Genomic DNA, 22,234 nt, shown 5'->3' with positions numbered 1-22,234 from the left:
CATCTGCAGCAGCATCAGCTATGTCTGTGTCACAGGATGTGACTTGGCCATTTCTGAAGCTTGCCGAAACTCTTGAGCATTCTCGTCGATCACAATCGCGTCGGCATCAATGAAACGATCATAAATCTCTCTTAGCTGCTCAATCTCAGCCGCAAAATCCATGCCCGCTTGGAGTTCTTGCAAGCTCCTTGCCCTGCGGTGGAAGCTACGTGAAAGAATGGCCGCCGTAGACCCCAGCCTGACATGTTCGCCCAAAAGAATTTCGGGTGGGATTATGCCCTCACCACTGCGTGCTAGGCCACCAATGCCAAAGGGGATGTCTGCCGACCTCAATGTTTTGGCTGGGTCCTCAAGAACCCCTTCTGCAAGGGGTTCGAACATCACCGTGTCGCCTCGTTCAAGATGCAAATCGTTCAGGCCGAAATGCAGCCCCGTCAACGGCAGATCTCCAATCATTTGAGGCAGTTGAGTAACGGCTCCAATTGTTTCGAAGAGCGGTAGAGCTTCGATGCGGTCAGCCAGAATATCGAAGAAACGCGCCAAAGTATCGCGATCATGAAACATCGGCAGCATAACGGCGTCTGCGCCGCGCGCCACCACAGCGTCCAGTTCCTCTTTTGATCCTTCGTGCAGTGGGTTAATCCGAACCAAGAGGTGGGCGTCAGGAGCGCCCTGCCTTATCCGGGTTACGTCCTCAATCTCCAGAGCTGACTGCACGGTGTCCAAATGTCCTTGGCGTTCTTGCTTACCAAGGACCTCCAAATCCACCATGATGCGATCTACTCCATTCAAGAACGCAAAACGCGCGATGTCTGGATCGTCGACGATCATCAAAAGCTGAAATTTGTTTTTACTGGTTAACATCAGGCCATCTCGGTCCGTTCGGCTGGTGTGTTTTCCAGGTCTTCAAAGCGGCGAAACCAGAGTTCCGTAGCAATCAAAGCCCTGAGTTGGCGTGTGTGGTTGGCGTGGCCCGAGAGATGCTCCCCGACCAGACGCCTGAGGCCCTCACCAGTGAAAAGATTTCGTGCCTCCAGTCGACCATCCAGCAGACAGGACTGGCAATATGAGGCAAGGGCCTGGCGAAACCATTCACCCACAGGTACGGTAAACATCTGTTTTCGACGCTCGACGATTTCTTGCCCGAGAAGGGGGAGCATGGCGTCCTTGTAGACGGCCTTTGTTCTGCCACCGCTCAGTTTAAGCGCACCGGGCACCTGGAAAGCAAACTCCGCCATACGGTAGTCAAGAAATGGCGAGCGGACCTCTAGACCATGTGCCATCGCCATTCTGTCCGGTTTCACGAGATTGTTTCCTGGTAGAAGTGTCAGGGTCTCGGCCAGCAATACGCGGTTTATCGGATCTTGATGGCTCGCGGCCTCCATGGGCCGCGTCAGCGCAGAATAGGGGTCATCTTCCGCAAATGCCGCAGCAAGATCACCAGCCAGCAACCATTCCGGTTGGCTGCCCTCAAGCAAACCCGATCCGCGCGCAAACGCGCTTTCCCAATCTGGCGCCAACTGATCAGTCTTGCCGCCGGGAAAGACCTGAAGATACTTCTCGTACCCACCAAACAGTTCATCGCCGCCGTCGCCAGTCAGAACCATCCTGACCTCCTGCGAAGCTAGCGCCGAAATCTGACCGGTTGGGACAAAGGAGATGTCTCCATGCGGTTGGTCGCAATTCCAGATCATTTGAGGCCACAGTGTTTCTAGGTCAGGCTCCATAATCTGGACTTGGTGATAGCTGCCGAACCGTGCGGCGACCCTCCGCGCCCAATAGGTTTCATCGAAACGGGGATCCTCAAAGCCAATAGAGTAGGTACGGATGGGTGCATTCTGGTAGAGGCTCATCATCCCTACAACCGATGCACTGTCTAGACCTCCAGAAAGAAAGGCTCCAAATGCGGCATCGGACCTCATCCTGATGCGCGTCGCGTCATCCAGAATACGAATAAGGCCAGCATGCACATCACCTGGCGACATCGCCTTGTCTGGTGAAACGGAGTTGAGATCCCAGTATCGGTCGATCTTTACATCGCCTGTACGATCAATCTTTGCCCGACACCCCGGCATCAGATGATGTATGCCCTGGAATATGGTAGCGGGTGCCGGAATGTAATTCAGCGCAAAAAACTTGGCTAGCGATGAGATATCGGGCGCATAACGTCGCCCATTGGTGAGAATGGCCTTGATCTCCGATCCGAACCAAAGCGTTCCACTTTCTTCATTTCCGGCAAGATACAATGGTTTGACGCCGAGCCGGTCTCGAAACAGCCAAAGTGTCTGCGTGCTGATCCGATAGACCGCAAAAGCAAACATGCCATTGAGGCGGTGAACGACATCCGGGCCCCAATGATCGAAACCGTGCAACAGCACTTCGGTGTCGCCTTGCGTGCGGAATCTGTAGCCTGCTTGACGCAGGGTCTCGCGCAGTTCGATGTAATTGTAGATCTCGCCATTCTGCACAACGACGAGATCTCCATCTTCTGAGTAAAGTGGCTGGTTGGAAGCTTCGGTCAAATCAAGGATCGAAAGCCTTGTGTTGCCCAATAGAATGCCAGGCCCTTCGTGCATGCCTTCGGCGTCAGGCCCCCTGTGTCTGAGAGCTTTTGCCATCGAAGAACCGCCGGACACCCGACCGCCATCCCAGCGGAATGCACCAAATATTCCGCACATCAGCTTTGCCCTCCTGACGCCAGGATATCGGTTACGGCCTCAATTACACCTTCTTGTTCAGAAACGCTCATCGCACTTCCGGACGGCAAACAGAGAGATGTAAGAAACAGCCCCGGGCTCACGGCACGGTCCGGCATGTGTGGTTCGAACTGTATATCGGAGAACAGAGGTTGCATCTGCATCGGTTTCCAGGCTGGCCGGGTTTCGATACCGCGAGCCTTCAGAGAGCGCATAAGCTGATACGGATGCAGTGCGATCTCATCAGGATCAAGTGAAATCACGGTCAGCCAGCGATTTCCGATCGAGCCTTCGACCTCCATCTGAAAGCCAACGCCCGGAATTTTGGACAGCCCGTCGACGTAACGTTCGAAAATAGCCCGCCGTGCTGCGACCCGATCACTCAGAACCTCGAGTTGACCGCGCCCAATGCCGGCCAACACATTCGACATCCGGTAGTTGTAGGATAAATCTGAATGCTGGTAGTGCTCTGCATTGTCACGTCCTTGCGTCGCAAGTTTTCGAGCCCTCTCCACGAGGTCCGGTCGATCTGAGACCAGTGCACCTCCGCCTGATGTCGTGATGATCTTGTTGCCGTTGAATGAGTAGACCGACATCAGCCCATGTGCACCAGAAGGTCGATTGCCGTAGTTGGCGCCAAGACTTTCAGCTGCGTCCTCAATAACCGGCACGCCGTAGGCTTCGGTTAGCTTGAGAAGCGCGTTCATATTGGCCGACTGACCGTAAAGATGCACAACGATCACGGCTTTGGGCAATCGGCCTGCTCGCTTGTCTTGCTCCAACGCCCGCTCCAATGCGGCCGGTGACATGTTCCAGCTTTCCGGTTCGCTATCTATGAAAACCGGCTCGGCGCCAACGTAGAGAATGGGTTGAACAGACGCGGCGAAGGTCAGATCTGAGACGTAAACACGGTCGCCCTCGCCAATGTCCAATACTCTCAGCGCAAGGTGTAGCCCTGCCGTGCCCGATACCAAGGCTACGGCATGTTGCCTGCCGGACACGCGGCACAGGGCATCTTCGAATGCATTTAGGTTTGGGCCTGCCGGGGCAACCCAGTTTTCATCAAAAGCGAGCTGGACATAGCCCGCTTCGGTTTTCCCAATGTGTGGTGGTGATAGGAGCAAGGTTTTGGTCAGGGTGGTGCGATCGGCCAGGTCAACCGGTTTGCCTTCGGAATCGACTAAAACAATTGCGTCTATGGCGCGCTCATCGAGAACAGAGAGCAGTTCTGTGCGGCTTGTACCATGTGGTCTTGTAACCGGTTGTCTCTCACCCAGGACAGATACCAACGAGTCAAGGTTGTGACCCCCAAGCAGAGCACGCCTGACGTCACCGTCTGTCACCGTACGCAAGATGCGTCCATCTGCGTCAACGATGAGGCAGATCTTTGTGCTGACGCGTTCAAGCGCCGAAAGAACCCGGCGCAGGTTCGTGGCCGCTGGCAATATATGATGATCGATCTGGGTCACCTCTGACTCGCACTTGTGTTCCTCAATGAAGTAACCTTTGAAGGGCACAGGTACAATGTAGCGGATGTTGCCCCCATGGTCGCAGTGCCAATGGCCGGTCTGGCAACTGTGTTCGAAGCTTCTCGCCCATCGTGGCTCATCAACAAGGTGCTGCTGTGGCTTTGCAAGGCAGCTTCAGCTCGCATCGCTGGACTCTTTGCCTTTGAGCACTTCGATAAAGACAAGGGACCAGACGATCGTCAGCGATGTCGAGTACGCGGAGATATCTGTGAAAAACACATTGTTGGCCGCCGCTGTTCCCAACAAAGCGCAGGATGTAAGTACTCCAAAACCACGGGCCTGCGCCAACTGGTTTCGGGATTGCCCCACACTGCGGGTGAAGCCAGCTATTGCAGGATACATCAGCAGCGCTGTCAGCAAAACAACTGCGGGCACGCCCCCGGCGACCCAGTGTGTAACAAAGTCATTGTGCAGATGGCTAAACCGTTTTGGGAAAGTTTCGGGATCAGGCAGTGCCGCGTCGAATCTGTGTTGCGGTCCATACCCGAAGTAGGGGCGTTCCTTTCCTGCGCGAATACCCGCCTCAATCATCCTGTAACGTAGATCTGTCGACCACTCTTTGGTGGAGTCCTGGGTCAGGATAATGTTTGCGGCGGCTTTGTAGCGGCTAAAGACTTCACCGTTCGCAAAAACCAGAGCGCCTGCCAGAAAGAGTGGCAACAACATCCTGCATGCTGCCCAAAGGCGAGTCCGAACATCCGGGGGTTCGGTTAGCATGAACACTGCGCGCAAAATCCAAAGTAAGACAGCGCCAATGAAGAGGCCACGGGTCTGGACCAATCCCCCCAAAACGAACAGCGTCATCGTTGCGGCGATAAGACCAAGCCAAACCCAGATCCGACTTGGCGCCAGTGTGTCCATGGTTGCGATGAACAATGGCAGAAACAGCAATGGCGCGAGGTTGAAGGGGTTGCCCAGAAGCAATTCGGGGCGGCGTACGTCGAATATGTAGCGCTCAACAAGGGTCGCCAACAAAACGAGAACGAGCGATATGACGACCAACTGGAAAAGAATTTTGAGATTGAGTCTGACCGGGGTTCTGACGACCCAGTATACCAGACCGGGTATCAAGACTACGGTCAAGGTATCAAGGATGGGTTCGGTTGCGCCAGCGCCAGCAGCCAGCGCCCTAATACAAATGTAGGCGCCATAGACGCAGCTTAGCAAAAAATAGCCCCACAAGAGCGGCATGCCCGCACCATTGCGATCTCTGATCACCGGAAAAATCAGCAGCGAAATGACAGCCAATGGCTTGCCAAGTAAAGGCAGCGCCAACCAAAGGGCTGTGAGACCAACCGACCCCCTTCGAGCTGAGTCCGTTTGCGCATCAGTGGTGGTTGATCCGACCATAGGTGGAGCCTGTCCTCCAGAAATGTTTTCCGATGGCCGCGCAACTGCAAAGCCAACAACTCTTAAGGTAGCTCAAGTCGCACAGCAATCGCCAACTCACAACAGCATTTTCAACATCTTGCCTGCCGCAGGACCGGAAACTACTCCGTGACCGGTAGCCTCACAAAGTATCCAAGTTACACCATCGTCGCTCGAAAAAGACAACCAAAGCGAACTGACTTGTACCCCTAACCTATCTGTGGTTGATGCATTCAATAAAAAGAAAGGACAGCTCCAGATGCAAGCCGACGGCCCGGTTCGTTCCTTCGACGCTATGGCGCTCATCGTGGCGGCCTTGCTTGCTATCACACTCGTCCTTCCGCCAAAACTTCTCGTTCCATTCGTGGCAGCTGCGGGACTTCCTGTGTTGGTTGTTTGTTGGAGGGAGTTCAAGCAAAGCGCTTACGACGGCATTACCCTTTTTGTTGCCGGCTTGCTCAGCGCCAGTGCTGTGCTTTGCCTGTTGGGCACGTTTCCGATCAATCAGAAATCGGATATACAGTTGGAGTTCTTGAAGTTTGCCGTATACACGACAGCCTTCATAGTGGGGTTTGTCGTTCTCAGAGGCGTCGCCAGCTGGTCAGTCTTTGTAACGTGCATCTATGGTCTTGCGATCGCTTTCTTCGTGGCGTCCGCCATCACATCCGGGCCCGTTTTTCGCATTTCACAAGCTTGGCCCCTGTACCCCCCAGATCAAAACAATACTGCCTCTGTCCTGATACCTCTGCTTCCTGCTATTCTTGCACTTCGGCAAGGCATCTTACGCTCGGTCCTGCTGGTTTTGGCCTTCTGCTTTTGTTCGCTGATCGAAAGCCGCATTGGCATTGTCATTCTATGCTGCGTCCTGTTCTGCAATCTGGTTCTGGACTGGCGCCGTGGCATCGTAGTCATACTCTGCGTCGCAGCGATATGGCTTGGTCTGTCCTCCTCCGATACAACGCCTCAAGACACGATCATCCGCCTGCTCAGGGGGCCGGCCGAGATGGTGACCGGTCAGGAGTTTGCATCTGACAGAAATCTCCCACGAGAACCCTTGCTCGACCTTGGTACTTCGTCCGACCAACTGCGTTTGGAGATCTTTGCGCGGGCCGCTTCCGTTGCCAAACAGACATTCCCTAATATGGTAGGCATGGGGGACAGCGCAGTGATTGCCGCGCTCAACGACCCGCCGATCCTAGAGGGCACGAATTTTCAGCATGCACATAACTTCTTGCTTCAAAGCTATCTCGCATATGGCTCTCTCGCCACTCTTTGCCTGGTGTCGGTGTTTGCAATACTTCTTGGGCTTTCGATCAGCAAAAAAAATTGGATCCTAGTGGGAACTCTTGTCATCGTTGGCGGGTTTGCGTTAGTTGAAGCGCTGATTTCCGATCTGAGGGTACTCACAGTCTTGATGATGTTCATTGGAGGACAATTTCATGCGACAATTTCGCGAGAGAGACACGCATGAACGTTTTGTTGATCAGATCTGACGTTCAGCTCGCAGGACCTGCGAAACTCATGCATGCCTACGCGCGGGCACTGCGCTTAGGCGGCCACTCGGTTTGCATTGCAAGCGGCGGCGGCGAGTATGCGGAGCAACTTGTTGCCGACGGCTTCGAACATCATGAAATACACGGCCTTGCGATCCCTGACCGGAGCCTGCGCAGCATATCAGGTTGTATCCGCAAGATCACTTCCCTGATGCGAAATGAAGCAATTGACGTCGTCAACTCGTTCAATTTTCACGCAGGGTTCTACGCGGCTTTGGCGGACATTCCGCAACGCCGAACCCACGTCAACACGGTACTTGGAACGGGTCGGGAATGGACCAACCGGATATTTCCGGGTAGAGTTATAGCCGTTTCGAAAGACGTAAAACGACGCCTGATCGAAGCAAACGTGCCCGAACGCAAGATATCAGTTGTCTACAACGCAACCCTTGACGACAACTTCTTTGCCCCGCTGCCAAAAAGATCGCACAACGACGGCAGTCCTGGTAAGCCCGTAAACTTGGTCGGCATCGCCATGTTTACCGGAAACAAGGGCCATGAGTACATTATTCCGATGGTCTCAGCGCTGGTCAAGGAGCACGGTTTGGATGTGACACTCACATTGGTTGGCGACGGAGACTCTCGTGCGCATTGCGAACGTATGGCACGTGATCTGGGCGTGGGTGACCGTGTGACATTTACTGGCGCGCTGACCAACGTCATCGGCCCTTTGGACGCAGCGGACATCATGGTTCACCTCCCTCGTTTTGAAACATTTGGAATTGTCCTGGCCGAAGCAATGGCGCGAGGTCTTCCCGTTGTGTCAACGCGTGTTGGCGGCATCCCCGAAGTCGTGGTGGAGGCCAAAACTGCGGTGCTTGTAGATGACCGCGAAGATACTGAAAAACTGGCTGAGGCACTCTCCAGGTTGATCAAAGATCCCGATTATCGCCACCTCCTAGGCTACAACGGTCATGAAGAAGCAAGGAAACGTTTTCATATCGAAACGTTGCAGCGCGACATTCTTGCCACCTACGCCGAGAGCTAGCGTCCAACAAAGGTCAGAACCGTCTACGGAGCATATCCCTTGATATAGGCATCTTAACCTGAAAGCTGCGAACTCTAAGATACTTCTTGGTTTCTGACTGGTGCATGTCCTCCGACATGATCCGCTGGAACTGCCCCAGACTGGCGTGGAGGCCGCCCAACAAAGGCAGGGACGCGTGTATGGCCCTTGAAGTCTGTGCGTACCGCGCCTTTGCTTGGCTGCTGAACGCTGAAAGGTTCTGCGAATGGGGCTGCACCACGCTCGCGGCGGGTACTGTACGCTCTGTCAGAAGCGGGCGAGCGCGACAGCGCGAGCGGGAAATCGGTCAAGCCGAAGCAGAAGCCCGAGTTCTTTGTCGATGAGATAAGGGTTACGGACCGTCAGGGCGAGTGGCGCCTGGTGAACGAGCGGAACCTTGCGATGATTCCGGAGGTGCGGCTGGAGGCGGCAGTGCACGTGTTCGAGGCTACATTGTGCGGGGCCCCGGATTCGCTGGGAGCGGGTTGCCGCGGGTAACCCAGCAGTGTTGCCAGACGGAAGTTACCCAAGAATAACTCAAAAATACAAATGTAAAACAAAGTATTACCTGTCTTCCATGCAGGTATTCCGTCTCGCCATTCCGTCGATCAGCGAGCCTTGTCCTGTCGGCTGATGGTGTTGGTTTGGCTCCAATGTGCCCCATGCTTGATGTTATTATTGTGCACCGGCGATGTTTTCCGTCCCTCTGTTCTTGCTCATCTGATCAATTCTGAAGCACGACGACCGGCCAAGCTCCGATGCGGCTTTGCAGTCGCTGGCAAAGTCAGGCAAAAGGGAGAAAGATGCGACCATTGGTGGAAAAGCTGATACGCTCGACTGGCTTGCAAGATCGCAGGGCTTGCCACAAACAGCGGCCAAATGAATTATGACGAACCAGGCTAACAGGTGACGATTTCAGTTTTGCAATTTCTTGTCGGTCTCGAACGCCGACGCAAGGTGGGTCTGGTCCTGCTTCTCGACACCGTCGTTGTCGCGCTGTCGCTTTATGTCGCGATTGCCTTGCGGATCAGCACGTTTGATCTGGGTATCTATTGGTCCGGATTCTTCACATCAGCGGTCGGCGTTTGCCTTCTGGCGGGGATCGGGTCGGTCGTGATGTCGATCCCATGGGTGTCCATGCGCGCCTTTGGCATGCATGGTGTTTTTCGGCTCGGTGTCTTCGCCTTTGCGCTTGGTGTCGCCTTCTTTTGCTTCAATCTTTGGGGTCCCTGGCTGGTCCCCCGATCGGCACCACTGATCATGATCCCGGTTCTTTTGGTGGGGTTGGTCGGCGTACGGCTCGCGTCTGGCCATCTGCTTGATCGTTGGTTCCGCCAAAGCGGGCAGGATCGCGTCTTGATCTACGGGGCGGGTGCAGCAGGGCTGCAATTGGCCAATGCGCTGCACAACTTCGACGGGGCTGACGCCATTGCCTTCATTGATGACAACCCGTCGCTGCGTCGGGTCCTGGTCGGCGCGTTGCGGGTCTATGGCCCGTCGCAGATTGACCGGCTGATCCAGGCGCGTGGCATAACACAGATCATTCTGGCGATGCCGTCTGCGTCGCGCGCGCGCAAGCAGGAGATCCTGCGCAGCCTGAGCGATTACCCGGTCACTTTACGGACATTGCCGCATTTTCTGAATTTCATGACCGGAGAGCCCTTGACCGCGCAACTGCAAAGCGTGACCAGCGAAGACCTGCTTGGCCGGTCACCGCAGTCGCTCGATATGCCGGAGATCGAGGCGGCCTATGCGGGCAGGAATGTGCTCGTGACCGGGGCAGGGGGGTCTATTGGGTCCGAGCTGTGCTTGCAGCTCTCCTCTGCTCCCGTTGCGAGGTTGGTCCTGTTGGATCATAGTGAAGTGGCTCTCTATGACATCGAGCGACGGTTGCGAGCCAATCGTGTCAGCTGTGAAATTGTCCCCATTCTGGCGTCTGTGTTGGAGAAAGATGTTCTCAAACAGGCGCTGAAGAAACATGAGGTCACTGTCGTGCTGCATGCTGCGGCTTACAAGCATGTACCCCTTGTTGAGCACAACGAAGTCGTCGGTGCGCGCAACAATGCAATCGGAACCTACGCGACAGCGGAGGCTTGCGCAGAAACGGGTGTTGAGCGTTTTATCCTCATCTCAACGGATAAGGCCGTACGACCAACCAATGTCATGGGGGCGACCAAACGGTTTGCGGAGATGCTGGTCCAGGATCTGCAGACACGGCATGCCAACACCGTTTTCTCCATGGTCAGGTTTGGGAATGTGCTGGATAGTTCGGGCTCGGTGATCCCCCTTTTCCGGGAGCAACTGTCAAAGGGCGGCCCTCTGACGGTCACACATCCCGAGGTGACCCGGTTTTTCATGACACTGGGTGAGGCGGCGCGGCTGGTTCTTCTGGCCGGTACCTTTGCCAAAGGCGGAGAGGTCTATGTTTTGGACATGGGTGAGCCGGTCAAGATTGTCGATCTGGCTCGGAACATGATCCGCATTTGCGGTCTGACGGAGCGGACCGGTAACAACCCGGACGGGGATATCGCGCTTGAGTTCGTTGGCCTTCGTCCGGGTGAAAAGCTCTATGAAGAACTGCTGATTGGAGCCAATCAGATCGCAACCCCGCACGCCAAGATCATGTGCGCGCGCGAAACATGTCTTGATGCCGGAGAAAGCGCCGATGCGCTGAACCGGTTGATCGCGGCGGTTGAGAGGCAAGATGCACAGGCCATTCGAAACCTGTTTCTTGAGACGGTTGATGGTTATACGAATGGTGCCTCGACCTGATCAGCAGCAGAGCCAGCGCTGACGTTTGGCCAGGTCGATCCAGTCTGAGCTTTTCTCAAGTTTACGGTGGTTTGGCGCTGCGGTTGATGTTTGGTCTTTCGTTGTTGTATGTCCAGGGTCGGCGAGTGAGGCGTTATTGTAATCTTCGTTCTTCGAACTGACGAGAAGGGTCGCCGTTCTTTGCTAGGGTCATCGCGGCTCGACATCATTCCAATGCAAGTTCTCCGGCAAATCTCTGGTTCTAGCGAAGGTTTCATCGAATTGAACGGGCGCAAAATCCCAAACGTCGATTCCGACACTTGGCGGTCATCGATCCGCGTGTGTATCCGAGAGTTGCTGACGGAAACTGTCCGTCTCAGTGCCTGAGGCCCATTGTCCTTCACATCGCGGTTCGTCGCGTACTCAGAACATCTTGAAGAGCACTATCGGCGTCTGGGTCTGGGGACTTGCTAAAGGCGTGAAAAAGGTCCGCGTTATATGCTTGTTCGCGTGTGAAACTGCGGTCGGTCACCAACATGAATTTGTCGGCATAGCCCTTGGGCATTTGATCCGCCAACCTGCGTAGCTCACGCCGGTACTCAGCTTTAGCACGTTCCTCAGGTCGATACGCCACAGCAACTTTCTTGCCGCAAATCAATGTCAGCAAGAAATCTGGTGTGTGATGGCGCATTTTTCCGTCCGAGTCATAGGAAAGCCGGTTGGGCTGCTCCCAAATATCAAAGACATTCGGCATAGCCGCATAAAGCAAAAGGCAGTTTCGTTCGCCTCGACTGTGCGTATAGAATACCCTGTCCTGACCATCCGCCTTTGTCCGCAGCACAAGCGAACTGCGAAAACTTCCTCTGACAGGCTTTTGGGTCAAGCGTTCCGGTCTAAACGAATCTTCGCAAGATCTGTAATCATCGAGGTCGAATCCGAAATAAGGCTCAGCCTGACCTGAGTCGACTTCCCCTGGTCAAGTATTAATGGTTCCCGACTGGTTAGAATGCCAAGGATGAACCATCGCCTACACCTCAATGGCAAATTTATAAGCTCAAAATGGCAATCCCTAGGGCCAAAACGGCAATACTATGGGTACGTCCACAGAACGAAGCAGAGTCAGCCAGAACATTTGGAATAGCCGCAGCTTCCGCAGGTCATGCACCCTTCCACCATGCGCAGATCATACTGCCCGCAGCTGCTGCAGGCCTGACCGCGCCTGCCGTCGAGGCCGACGACTTGGGCTTGTGGGTCGGATTTCAGCCCCATGCCCTCACCGGCAATGAACCCGGTGGCGATCATGTGCTGTTCGATCACGCCACCAATGGCTGCCAAGATGGATGGGATGTACTTGCCCTGCATCCAGGCCCCACCTCGAGGATCAAAAACGGCTTTCAACTCCTCGACCACAAAGGAGACATCGCCACCGCGTCGGAACACCGCCGATATCATCCGCGTCAGGGCAACCGTCCAGGCGAAATGCTCCATGTTCTTGGAATTGATGAACACCTCGAAAGGTCTCCGATGTCCGCCTAATACAATGTCGTTGATCGTGATGTAGAGCGCGTGCTCGCTGTCGGGCCATTTCACCTTGTAGGTGTTGCCCTCCAACTCATTGGGGCGGTCCAGCGGCTCCGACATGTAGATTACATCACCATGCGGTTGCTGCGGCTCCGCCGCCTCTGTGGTGATCACCTCCGGCGCAGCCTCCACAGGTTTTTCCTCTGCAACACTCAGCACAGATCCTGTCACCGCATTGGGCCGATACGTGGTGCACCCCTTGCAGCCGGTGTCCCACGCCTGCATGTAGACGTCCTTGAAGGCGTCAAAGCTGATGTCTTCCGGGCAGTTGATGGTCTTGGAAATCGAGCTGTCGACCCATTTCTGTGCCGCTGCCTGCATTTTCACGTGATCTAGTGGTGCCAAAGTCTGGGCGTTCACAAAATAGTCGGGTAGTGCAGCTTCGCCAAACTTCTCGCGCCAGAGCTGCACGGCATAGTCAACGATCTCTTCCTCTGTCCGGGAGCCGTCTTTCTGCAGAACCTTGCGGGTGTAGGCATAGGCAAAGACGGGCTCGATCCCGGATGAGACATTGCCCGCATAAAGGCTGATCGTTCCCGTGGGGGCAATCGAGGTCAGCAGCGCGTTGCGAATGCCGTGCTCCTGAACCGCGTCACGCACGTCGCCATCCATCATCTGCATGGTCCCGGACGCCAGATATCCGTCTGCATCGAAAAGCGGAAAGGCACCTTTCTCCTTCGCCAATTGCACCGACGCCAGATAGGCGGCGCGGGCGATCTGGTGCAACCAGTGCTCGGTCTGACGCGCCGCCTCGTCCGAGCCATAGCGCAGACCGACCATCAGCAGAGCATCCGCAAGGCCTGTCACCCCCAGACCGATCCGCCGTTTGGCTTGCGCCTCGCGCGCCTGCGCTTCCAGCGGAAATTTCGAGGCATCGACCACATTGTCCATCATGCGCACAGCCACGGCGACCAGATCCTCCAGTGCCGCCTCATCCAGCGCTGCCGTCTCTTCAAACGGGTCCGACACCAGCCGAGACAGGTTGACTGAGCCCAAAAGACAAGCACCGTAAGGTGGCAATGGCTGTTCCCCACAGGGGTTTGTCGCCGCGATTGTCTCGCAGTAGTTCAGATTGTTGGCCGCATTGATCCGGTCGATGAAAATCACACCCGGCTCAGCGTAGTCATAGGTCGCCTGCATGATCCGGTTCCACAGATCGCGGGCTTGCACGGTGCGGTACACCTCACCGCCAAAGACCAGATCCCAAGATCCGTCGGCCTTGACCGCCTCCATGAACGGGTCGGTCACAAGCACCGACATGTTGAACATACGCAGCCGCGCGGGGTCGGACTTCGCCGCGATGAAATCCTCGATATCCGGGTGATCGCAACGCATGGTGGCCATCATCGCCCCGCGCCGCGAGCCTGCCGACATGATCGTCCGGCACATGGCGTCCCAGACGTCCATGAAGCTCAGCGGACCCGAGGCGTCCGCAGCAACCCCTTTCACATCCGCGCCCTTGGGCCGGATCGTCGAGAAGTCATAGCCGATGCCACCACCTTGCTGCATGGTCAGCGCGGCTTCTTTCAGCATGTCGAAGATACCGCCCATGCTGTCGGGCACCGTGCCCATGACAAAGCAGTTGAAGAGCGTCACCGTCCTCGCGGTGCCCGCTCCCGCGGTGATCCGCCCAGCAGGCAGGTACTTAAAATCCTCCAGAGCGGCATAGAACCGATCTTCCCACGCCGCCGGGTCTTTCTCGACCTTGGCCAAATCTTTCGCGATCCGGCGCCAGGTGTCTTCAACGGTCGTATCGATTGGGGTCCCGTCCGCTTCTTTGAAGCGGTACTTCATATCCCAGATCTGTTCGGCGATTGGCGCCGCAAACGATGACATGGTCAATATCTCCCATTGACTTATCCACAGATGGTTGTGGACAAAGCACTACCTCTTGAGGTCTCCGGGTGGAGAACTACAATATACAGGATGAATCGCGATAGAAAACCGGCAATTGGGACACATAGGGCATGACCTGCAAGAAAAAGAACGAAAATTCGGGCGCGATTCACTTAATAAAGCTCTCCGTGGGCTCTGACAATGTGGACAGCCTCATCGCCTGGCAGGCCACCAAGCGCGCGCAAGGCACAGATGGGCTGCCGCGTCACATCACCCGCATGTGGCCGAAGCGCGAGGCAGAGATCCTCAACGGCGGCTCCATCTACTGGGTGGTGAAAGGCGTGCTGCAGTGTCGCCAGCGTGTCATGCGGCTCGACGAAGTGATCGGGCAGGACGGCATCCGCCGCTGCGCCATTGTGCTGGAGCCGGAGGTGATCCGCACGCAGTCAAGCCTCAAGCGCCCATTTCAGGGCTGGCGCTATCTCAAGCCAGAAGATGCGCCGCCGGACCTGCCAAAGGGACGGGCAAGTGAAGAGGCTCTGCCGGTGGAGCTGAACCGCGCGCTCGCCGAAATCGGGGTGCTCTGACGCTCAGCCCGTCAGCTGCGTGATCAAGGCTGCGGCCACCGCTCGATCCCCGTCTGAGACCTCCGCCACCCGGCTCCGCCAGAGGGTCGCCTGCGATCGCAGGATTGGCGGGTCTTCCAAAACCTTCAGGTGATTGGCCCGCAGCGTCTCACCGCTGGAGGTGATGTCGGCAATCATTTCGGCCGTTTCATTCGCAACGGTGCCTTCAGTCGCCCCCTGACTGTCGACCAGCGCATAATCGGCGACACCCCCATGGCGCAGGTGGTCCCGCACCAGCCGGTGGTATTTGGTCGCGATCCGCAAACGCATGCCGTGGGCTGTCCGGAAGGCCGTGGCGACCGCGTCGAGGTCATCGAGCGTATCCACATCCACCCAGGCCTTGGGCACCGCCAGCACCAGATCCGCGTGGCCAAAGCCCAATTCGGCCATGGGTTCCACCTGCTGCTCCCAAAGCGGCAGTTTCTCCTGCACCAGATCCGTGCCGGTGACGCCGAAATGCAGCCGCCCCGCCGCCAACTCGCGCGGCACTTCTCCTGCCGAGAGCAACACCAGAGAGACGCCGCCAATCCCTTCGACCGCACCCGCATATTCGCGATCAGATCCGGTGCGCGTCAGCGTGATGCCGTGCTGGCCAAACCAGTCGAAGGTCTTCTCCATCAACCGCCCCTTAGAGGGCACGCCCAGCTTCACGCTCATGCCTCAAGCTCCAGCATCAACCCGGGGCGCAACACGCCTCCCACCGCCGGGATTTCGGCGCCATTCCCCAGCCGCCGGGTCAGTGCGTCGTAGCGCCCGCCGGTGGCCACAGCGGGCAAGTCTGCGCGCTGAGGGCTGAAGAAACCAAAGACAAATCCATCGTAGTATTCCATCGACGTCCGGCCAAAGCTCGCCTCGAAGGGCAGGGTCTCCACATTCACGCCGCGGGCGGCCAAGGTCTCGGCACGGGCCGCGAGCCCGTCAACGGCTGGCCCGATGGCGGGCAGATCCACGGCGATGTCGCGCAGTTGTGCCAGCGCGTAGGGCGTGGTCTCGCGCACATCCAGAAGGGCATCGAGCAGATCGACCTCCGCGCCGCTCAAGGGCGGCTCGGCAGCATCGGCGCGCAGCAGGGCAATGCGCGCGTCGATCTCTGTCTGGGAGCGTTTGCCGATCAGCGGGGCGTCACAATCGAGCGCTCCGTCCAGCAGCTTGGCCCGGCGCGTAGGCACCGGAACGCGGCCTGCATAGCGGTCGAGCAGCGCCCGGAACCGGCGGGGCCGCCAGATGTGCCGCAAGAGAGCCGCGCGGCGCGCCTCGCTGGTCTGCAACCCCCGTACAGCGGCCATCAGGATGCCGATATCGCCCGTTGCCGCGCGCAGGCCCAGCGGGGCGACAGCCTCGGCAAAGAGCGCAAACACCTCCGCATCCGCCGCCGCCGGGTTGGCGCGGTCAAAGACCTCATAGCCCACCTGAATGTATTCATTGGCACGGTCGGGGTCATGCTCTTGCCGCCGGAAGACCTCGCCGGAGTAGGTGTAGCGCGCAGGCTCCGCCCCATGCGCCATATGCATTTCCACTACCGGCACGGTGAAGTCCGGGCGCAGCATCTGCTCACCCCGCAGCGCGTCCGAGGTCACATAGGCGCGCGCGCGGATGTCCTCGCCATAGAGGTCGAGCAGGGTCTCCGCCGGTTGCAGAATGGGCGTCTCCACCGGCACGGCCCCTGCGGCCTCAAACGTCGCGCGCAGCGTGGCCGCGCGCGCCAGCGTGTCTGCCCGGGTTGTCATGCCTCGGAGCTGCCGTCCGGCAGGCCGTGCTGGCGCAGGATCTCGCGAACCTTGGCGACCAGATCATCGCGCGGCACTTCGAACTGGCTGGGGCGGTCTTTCCACTCTTCCAGCGTGGCGCTTTCGGCGATCTGCGCGCCGAGGATCAGGTCTTTGATCTGCACAACGCCGCGCTCTTTCTCGTCGCCGCCTTCGATCACAGCGACGGGGCTGCCGCGCTTGTCGGCGTATTTGAGCTGGTTTCCGAAGTTCTTCGGATTGCCCAGATAGACCTCCGCTCGAATGCCCGCCCGCCGCAGATCAGCGACCATCTTCTGGTAGTCCGCCATGCGGTCCCGGTCCATGACGGTCACGACGACCGGGCCAGCTTCGGACGAAGTCATGCGACCCTTGGCCTGCAGCGCGGCCAGCAACCGGTCAACGCCGATGGAGACGCCCGTGGCGGGCACTTCGTGCCCGGTGAAGCGCTTGACGAGATCGTCATAGCGACCACCGCCCGCGACCGATCCAAAGTTGCGCGTGCGGCCTTTCTCGTCCTGAATGTCGAAGGTCAGTTCGGCTTCATAGACCGGGCCGGTGTAGTAGCCGAGGCCACGCACCACTGAGGGGTCGATGATGATGCGGTCGGGGCCGTAGCCTTGATCAAAAAGAGCGAGATATATCTGTCCTAGTTCGTCTACGCCCTCCTCGCCTGCTTTCGATCCAGCAACGAGTTTCTTCAGGAAAGTTAGAAGGAAGACGGTTTGGTACTCTTCTGGCTTATAACTATCCATTGGCCCAACCGAACCAAATGATCCTTTCATTGCGGAAAGCCTGCCATCAAACCCAGGATTTGATTGGCGTTCAATCTCCAAGGCTGCCGCCAAATCCTCGGCAGCTTGTTCTTTTGCTGTTACGAAACTCAAGACTTTGTCGATCTGTGCAATGGAAAGTCCGGCGCCATTGGTGAAATCGCCGCTTTCGTCTTTGCGCCCTTCGCCTAGCAACGCTTGCACACCCTCTACGCCCAATCGATCCAGTTTATCGATGGCGCGCAGGACGATCCCACGCTCGCGGTCCTTGTCGTCGTCTGCGAGGCCTGCGACTTCGAGCACGCCGTTCAGCACTTTGCGATTGTTCACGCGGATCACGTAGTCGCCGCGCGGGATGCCGACCTCTTCGAGGCAATCGGCCAACATGGCGCAGATTTCGGCATCGGCAGCGACCGAGGGGGCGCCGACGGTATCCGCGTCGCATTGATAAAACTGACGAAATCGCCCCGGCCCCGGCTTTTCGTTGCGCCAGACCGGGCCCATTGCGTAGCGGCGATAGGGTTTGGGCAGGTCGTTCTGGTGCTGGGCATAGACGCGGGCCAATGGGGCCGTCAGGTCATAGCGCAGGGCCAGCCAGTCGCCCGGCTTGTCCGCCTCGGCGTCCTCCTGCCAGGCGAAAACCCCTTCGTTGGGGCGGTCCACATCGGGGAGGAATTTGCCCAAAGCCTCGACGGTTTCCACGCCCGAGCTTTCCAGCGCGTCAAAGCCGTACCGATGATAGACCGCCGCAATCTTGCGCAGCATTTCGGCGCGCTGGGTGACTTCAGCGCCGAAATAGTCACGAAAGCCCTTGGGCGTTTCCGCCTTGGGACGTGGGGTCTTTTTGGGTTTGGCCATGATGCACCTTTTGGCATGCCGGGTTCGCGCGCGGTCTAGCCCAAGGGGGCAGGGGGGGCAAGGCGCGGTCTTTATTGTGGTACGGCTCCGTGATAGGCGCGGCTCATGGAAAAGCTCGAAGAACAGATTGCGCATCTGACCCGCACGGTTGAGGAGCTGTCGGATGTGGTGGCGCGGCAGGAAGCGGAGATTGCGACGCTGAACCGACGCGTCTTCATGCTGATGCAGCGCGAAGGGGAGCGCGAGGCGCAGGGGTCCGGCGGTGTGATGCTGGGGGATGAGCGTCCGCCGCACTACTGACACGGGGCGCGTTCGGCAGGTGGGGTGTCCGCCTCCGGCGGGAGTATTTGTCGAAGGGTGAATTGTATTTAGAGGTCCTGCACTTCGAGCACGCCGGAGAGGGATTTGATCGCGCCCTTGATTTGCGGGTTCACCACGAAGGCGGCGCCGAGGTCCACCTCGACCTCGCCGGGTAGGTCCGGGTCGATCAGGCAGAGCTCGACCGGGCCTCGGCCTGCGGTTTTCACGGCCTCGGCGGCGTCGCGAAGGACGGTTGCGACGGCAGGGATCGCGTCGGCGGCCTCGACAAATATTTTCAGCCCCATGGTGCCGGTTTGGTCGACCATCGTATCGGCGGGGGAGACGGCGCGGCCCAGCAGTTTCAGCTGATCGGCTTCGAGCGTGGCCTCGACGGTGACGATGACTTTGGAACCTGTTTCGAGGTGATCGCGCGCGGCTTCGAGCGTGTCAGAGAAGAGCGTGACCTCATAGGCGCCCGTGGGGTCCGACATCTGCGCAAAGGCAAAGCGGTTGCCGCGTGCGGATTTGCGCTCCTGCCGTCCGGCGACGATACCTGCGAGCCGAGCGTTCATGGCGCCTTTGGTGCTGACCTTTTCGGTCAACTCGTCGAGGGTGAGGAAGGCGGCGCCTCGGTCCGTGGACATGCGGCGCTTGAGCGGGCCCATGTAGTCGTCCAGCGGGTGGCCGGAGAGGTAGAAGCCGACGGCCTTGAACTCTTCGCTCAGCCGTTCGGCGGGCAGCCAGTCTTGCACCGGATGCAGGCGCGGTTCGGGCAGGTCCTCACCCGCTTCACCGAAGAGCGAGACCTGGGCGGAGGCTTTCTGGTCGTGGATCGCAGCGGAATAGGCGACCAGCGGGTCAAGCGCGTCGAAGACGCGGCGGCGATTTGCATCCAGTTGGTCGAAGGCGCCCGCGCGGGCCAGCATCTCTAGCGGGCGCTTGCCGACGCGTTTCAAATCTACCCGGCGGGCGAGGTCGAAGAGTGTGGCGAAGGGTTTGCCCGCGCGCCCGTCGGTGATGAGTTTCATCGCCTCCAGACCGACGTTCTTCAGCGCCCCAAGCGCATAGACCAGCGCACCGTCCACCACTTTGAACGTCGCATTGGAGCGGTTCACGCAAGGCGGCACCCACGGCAAGTCGAGCGCCTTGCGCACCTCTTCGAAGTAGACGGCGAGTTTGTCGGTCAGGTGGATATCGCAGTTCATCACACCGGCCATGAATTCCACCGGGTGGTTCGCTTTCAGCCAGGCGGTCTGGTAGCTGACCACCGCATAGGCGGCCGCGTGCGACTTGTTGAAGCCGTAGTTGGCGAATTTGTCGAGGAGGTTCCAGACCTCCATGGCCTTGTCCTTGTCGACGCCGTTCTTGGCGGCGCCATCGAGGAATTTGGGGCGTTCGGCGTCCATCGCTTCCTGGATTTTCTTGCCCATGGCGCGGCGCAGCAGGTCGGCGCCGCCGAGCGAATAGCCTGCCATTTCCTGCGCGATCTGCATCACCTGTTCCTGGTAGACGATGATGCCTTGGGTCTCATCCAGGATATGGTCGATAGTCGGGTGCAGGTTCTCGCGTTCGCGCAGCCCGTTTTTAACTTCGCAGTAGGTGGGGATGTTCTCCATCGGGCCAGGTCGGTAGAGCGCGACAAGCGCCACGATGTCTTCGATACAGGTGGGCTTCATACGCTTGAGCGCGTCGATCATCCCTGAGCTTTCCACCTGGAACACGGCAACCGTTTTGCCTGCGGCATAGAGCTTGTAGCTGGCCTCGTCATCAAGAGGGATGCCGCCGATGTCATTCTCCATGCCCTCAGCGGGCACGTAAAGCTCGGTGCCGTCCGCCGCCTCGTGCAACTTGCGGCCTGAGTCGAGGATCTGCTCGACCGCGTTCTGGATCACGGTCAGAGTCTTCAGGCCGAGGAAGTCGAATTTCACCAGCCCGGCTTGTTCGACCCATTTCATGTTGAACTGCGTCGCGGGCATGTCTGAGCGCGGGTCTTGATAGAGTGGCACCAGCGCGTCGAGCGGCCTGTCGCCAATCACTACACCGGCGGCGTGGGTCGAGGCGTTTCGAAGCAGCCCCTCCACCTGTTGGCCGTAGGTGAGCAGCCGGTCCACCACTTCCTCGGCGCGCGCCTCTTCCCGCAGGCGCGGCTCGTCAGTCAAGGCCTTTTCGATGCTCACGGGCTTCACGCCCTCCACGGGGATCATCTTGGACAGGCGATCCACCTGCCCGTAGGGCATTTGCAAGACACGCCCGATGTCACGCACCGCCGCCTTGGACAGCAGCGCACCGAAGGTGATGATCTGCCCCACCTTGTCGCGCCCGTATTTCTCCTGCACGTAGCGGATGACTTCTTCGCGCCGGTCCATGCAGAAGTCGATGTCGAAGTCGGGCATCGACACCCGCTCGGGGTTCAGGAAGCGCTCGAACAGCAGGGCATAGCGCAGCGGGTCCAGATCGGTGATCGTGAGCGCATAGGCGACAAGGGACCCCGCGCCCGAGCCGCGCCCTGGACCCACGGGAATATCATGCTCCTTGGCCCATTTGATAAAATCGGCCACGATCAGGAAGTAGCCGGGAAAACCCATGCCCTCGATGATGCCCAGTTCGAAGTCTAGCCGTTTCTCGTACTCCTCGACCGAGGCGGCATGTGGGATCACGGCCAGCCGATCCTTGAGGCCCGCGTAGGACTGCTTGCGCAGCTCCTCCACCTCGTCATCGGCGAACTTCGGCAAGATCGGGTCGCGGCGATAGGCCTGAAAGGCACAGCGCTGGGCTATCTCAACCGTGTTCTCGATGGCCTCAGGCAGATCCGCAAAGAGCGTGACCATTTCGGCCTGGGACTTGAAGTAGTGCTGTGCGGTCAGGCGCCGCCGGGACTCCTGCTGGTCGACATAAGTGCCCTCGGCAATGCAGATCAGCGCGTCATGGGCCTCATACATCTCTGGCGCCGGGAAATAGACGTCATTGGTCGCCACCAACGGCAAATCCATCGCATAGGCCATCTCGACAAAGCCGCGCTCGGTCAGCCGTTCGGCCTCGGGCTGGCCCCCTTCCCCGGGGTGGCGTTGCAACTCGATATAGAGCCGGTCGCCAAAAATCTCTTGCAACCGGGTCATCAACGCCTCTGCTGCCGGGCGCTGGCCCGATTGCAACAGCCTGCCCACAGGCCCTTCCGGCCCACCAGAGAGGCAGATCACATCCTCTGCATGCATGCCGAGCTGATCCACTGTGACCTGCGGCAGCGCCCCACCTTTGTCGACATAGAGACAGGAGTTGAGCTTCATCAGGTGCTCATACCCCGCCTCGCTCTGCGCGAGCAGGACGAGGGGCGCGGGCAGCGCGGGTTTGTCGCCGGGACGCACCTCCACATAAGCCATGTCCACCTGACAGCCCAAGATGGGCTGGATACCCGCACCCGACATCGCAACCGAGAATTCCAGTGCCGCAAACATGTTGTTGGTATCGGTCAGCGCCAGTGCGGGCATCGCGGCCTTGCGGCAGAGATCGGGCAGTTTCTTCAGCCGCAGGGCGCCCTCCAAAAGCGAATACTCGGAGTGGCTGCGCAGGTGAATGAATCGGGGATGGGAACTCATGTCGTGACCCTAGTGGAGC

At 58.2% G+C, this 22,234-nt stretch carries 15 protein-coding genes; 5 read left to right on the top strand and 10 right to left on the bottom strand.

Going from position 1 to position 22,234, the window contains the following annotated elements:
- Positions 1-18: 18 nt before the first annotated feature.
- The 4 genes from So717_RS14100 to So717_RS14085 form a co-directional block, all read right to left on the bottom strand.
- A complete protein-coding gene (locus So717_RS14100; protein ID WP_159978379.1) occupies positions 19-864 on the bottom strand; it encodes an aldolase/citrate lyase/malate synthase family protein in 846 nt (281 codons plus the stop codon).
- Positions 864-2,678 carry an asparagine synthase (glutamine-hydrolyzing) gene (gene asnB, locus So717_RS14095; protein WP_159978377.1) on the bottom strand — a complete coding sequence of 605 codons (1,815 nt, stop codon included), beginning with the start codon at positions 2,676-2,678 and terminating at the stop codon, positions 864-866. The genes So717_RS14100 and asnB overlap by 1 nt, the downstream gene beginning before the upstream one ends.
- Positions 2,678-4,165 carry an aminotransferase class I/II-fold pyridoxal phosphate-dependent enzyme gene (locus tag So717_RS14090; protein WP_238840943.1) on the bottom strand — a complete coding sequence of 496 codons (1,488 nt, stop codon included), beginning with the start codon at positions 4,163-4,165 and terminating at the stop codon, positions 2,678-2,680. Before So717_RS14090 ends, asnB begins: the two co-directional genes overlap by 1 nt.
- Before the next feature lie 174 nt (positions 4,166-4,339).
- Positions 4,340-5,473 carry an O-antigen ligase family protein gene (locus So717_RS14085; RefSeq protein WP_238840941.1) on the bottom strand — a complete coding sequence of 378 codons (1,134 nt, stop codon included), beginning with the start codon at positions 5,471-5,473 and terminating at the stop codon, positions 4,340-4,342.
- Positions 5,474-5,852: 379 nt separating this feature from the next.
- On the opposite strand from So717_RS14085, the gene So717_RS14080 reads away from it, so the two are divergent.
- The 3 genes from So717_RS14080 to So717_RS14070 all read left to right on the top strand — a co-directional run bounded on the left by So717_RS14080 (position 5,853) and on the right by So717_RS14070 (position 10,924).
- On the top strand, positions 5,853-7,064 hold the full coding sequence (locus So717_RS14080) for an O-antigen ligase family protein (RefSeq protein WP_159978373.1): 1,212 nt from the start codon (positions 5,853-5,855) through the stop codon (positions 7,062-7,064).
- The gene (locus So717_RS14075) at positions 7,061-8,134 is read left to right on the top strand and encodes a glycosyltransferase family 4 protein (RefSeq protein WP_159978371.1); all 1,074 of its coding nucleotides are present in this window, start codon (positions 7,061-7,063) and stop codon (positions 8,132-8,134) included. The genes So717_RS14080 and So717_RS14075 overlap by 4 nt, the downstream gene beginning before the upstream one ends.
- 924 nt (positions 8,135-9,058) lie before the next feature.
- Positions 9,059-10,924 (top strand): polysaccharide biosynthesis protein, encoded by a 1,866-nt coding sequence (locus tag So717_RS14070; protein ID WP_159978369.1) that lies wholly within the window; start codon positions 9,059-9,061, stop codon positions 10,922-10,924.
- Positions 10,925-11,303: 379 nt separating this feature from the next.
- Here the strand turns inward: So717_RS14070 and So717_RS14065 are convergent, their stop codons facing one another.
- Together So717_RS14065 and So717_RS14060 are read right to left on the bottom strand one after the other, a co-directional pair.
- The gene (locus tag So717_RS14065; RefSeq protein ID WP_159978367.1) at positions 11,304-11,786 is read right to left on the bottom strand and encodes a TnsA endonuclease N-terminal domain-containing protein; all 483 of its coding nucleotides are present in this window, start codon (positions 11,784-11,786) and stop codon (positions 11,304-11,306) included.
- A 236-nt stretch (positions 11,787-12,022) separates the two neighbouring features.
- Positions 12,023-14,320 (bottom strand): adenosylcobalamin-dependent ribonucleoside-diphosphate reductase, encoded by a 2,298-nt coding sequence (locus So717_RS14060; protein ID WP_159978365.1) that lies wholly within the window; start codon positions 14,318-14,320, stop codon positions 12,023-12,025.
- Between the two features lie 131 nt (positions 14,321-14,451).
- On the opposite strand from So717_RS14060, the gene So717_RS14055 reads away from it, so the two are divergent.
- A complete protein-coding gene (locus tag So717_RS14055) occupies positions 14,452-14,907 on the top strand; it encodes a DUF1489 family protein (protein WP_159978363.1) in 456 nt (151 codons plus the stop codon).
- 3 nt (positions 14,908-14,910) lie between these two features.
- Here the strand turns inward: So717_RS14055 and hisG are convergent, their stop codons facing one another.
- Genes hisG through hisS form a run of 3 tightly spaced genes read right to left on the bottom strand, consistent with a single transcriptional unit; the run spans position 14,911 to position 18,322 of the window.
- On the bottom strand, positions 14,911-15,603 hold the full coding sequence (gene hisG / locus So717_RS14050) for an ATP phosphoribosyltransferase (RefSeq protein WP_159978361.1): 693 nt from the start codon (positions 15,601-15,603) through the stop codon (positions 14,911-14,913).
- Entirely contained in the window at positions 15,600-16,673 is a 1,074-nt protein-coding gene (locus So717_RS14045) for an ATP phosphoribosyltransferase regulatory subunit (protein WP_159978359.1), read from the bottom strand. Before So717_RS14045 ends, hisG begins: the two co-directional genes overlap by 4 nt.
- Entirely contained in the window at positions 16,670-18,322 is a 1,653-nt protein-coding gene (gene hisS, locus So717_RS14040) for a histidine--tRNA ligase (protein WP_159978357.1), read from the bottom strand. Before hisS ends, So717_RS14045 begins: the two co-directional genes overlap by 4 nt.
- Before the next feature lie 105 nt (positions 18,323-18,427).
- Here hisS and So717_RS14035 point away from each other — a divergent pair, with 105 nt between their 5' ends.
- Positions 18,428-18,622 carry a SlyX family protein gene (locus So717_RS14035; protein WP_159978355.1) on the top strand — a complete coding sequence of 65 codons (195 nt, stop codon included), beginning with the start codon at positions 18,428-18,430 and terminating at the stop codon, positions 18,620-18,622.
- Between the two features lie 68 nt (positions 18,623-18,690).
- Here So717_RS14035 and dnaE read toward each other — a convergent pair whose 3' ends face one another.
- On the bottom strand, positions 18,691-22,215 hold the full coding sequence (dnaE, locus tag So717_RS14030; protein WP_159978353.1) for a DNA polymerase III subunit alpha: 3,525 nt from the start codon (positions 22,213-22,215) through the stop codon (positions 18,691-18,693).
- Positions 22,216-22,234: the final 19 nt, after the last annotated feature.

The organism is Roseobacter cerasinus, from assembly GCF_009811755.1.
In the GTDB taxonomy this organism is placed as follows: domain Bacteria; phylum Pseudomonadota; class Alphaproteobacteria; order Rhodobacterales; family Rhodobacteraceae; genus Roseobacter; species Roseobacter cerasinus.
This window is presented reverse-complemented; position numbering and strand designations above follow the sequence as displayed.

What these genes read in the sequence shown, in the direction of transcription:
- hisG (WP_159978361.1), bottom strand. Translation starts at nt 15,603, where the DNA reads ATGAGCGTGAAGCTGGGCGTGCCCTCTAAGGGGCGGTTGATGGAGAAG.
- hisS (WP_159978357.1), bottom strand. Translation starts at nt 18,322, where the DNA reads ATGGCCAAACCCAAAAAGACCCCACGTCCCAAGGCGGAAACGCCCAAG.
- So717_RS14075 (WP_159978371.1), top strand. Translation starts at nt 7,061, where the DNA reads ATGAACGTTTTGTTGATCAGATCTGACGTTCAGCTCGCAGGACCTGCG.
- So717_RS14055 (WP_159978363.1), top strand. Translation starts at nt 14,452, where the DNA reads ATGACCTGCAAGAAAAAGAACGAAAATTCGGGCGCGATTCACTTAATA.
- So717_RS14045 (WP_159978359.1), bottom strand. Translation starts at nt 16,673, where the DNA reads ATGACAACCCGGGCAGACACGCTGGCGCGCGCGGCCACGCTGCGCGCG.
- asnB (WP_159978377.1), bottom strand. Translation starts at nt 2,678, where the DNA reads ATGTGCGGAATATTTGGTGCATTCCGCTGGGATGGCGGTCGGGTGTCC.
- So717_RS14035 (WP_159978355.1), top strand. Translation starts at nt 18,428, where the DNA reads ATGGAAAAGCTCGAAGAACAGATTGCGCATCTGACCCGCACGGTTGAG.
- dnaE (WP_159978353.1), bottom strand. Translation starts at nt 22,215, where the DNA reads ATGAGTTCCCATCCCCGATTCATTCACCTGCGCAGCCACTCCGAGTAT.
- So717_RS14060 (WP_159978365.1), bottom strand. Translation starts at nt 14,320, where the DNA reads ATGTCATCGTTTGCGGCGCCAATCGCCGAACAGATCTGGGATATGAAG.
- So717_RS14080 (WP_159978373.1), top strand. Translation starts at nt 5,853, where the DNA reads ATGCAAGCCGACGGCCCGGTTCGTTCCTTCGACGCTATGGCGCTCATC.
- So717_RS14100 (WP_159978379.1), bottom strand. Translation starts at nt 864, where the DNA reads ATGTTAACCAGTAAAAACAAATTTCAGCTTTTGATGATCGTCGACGAT.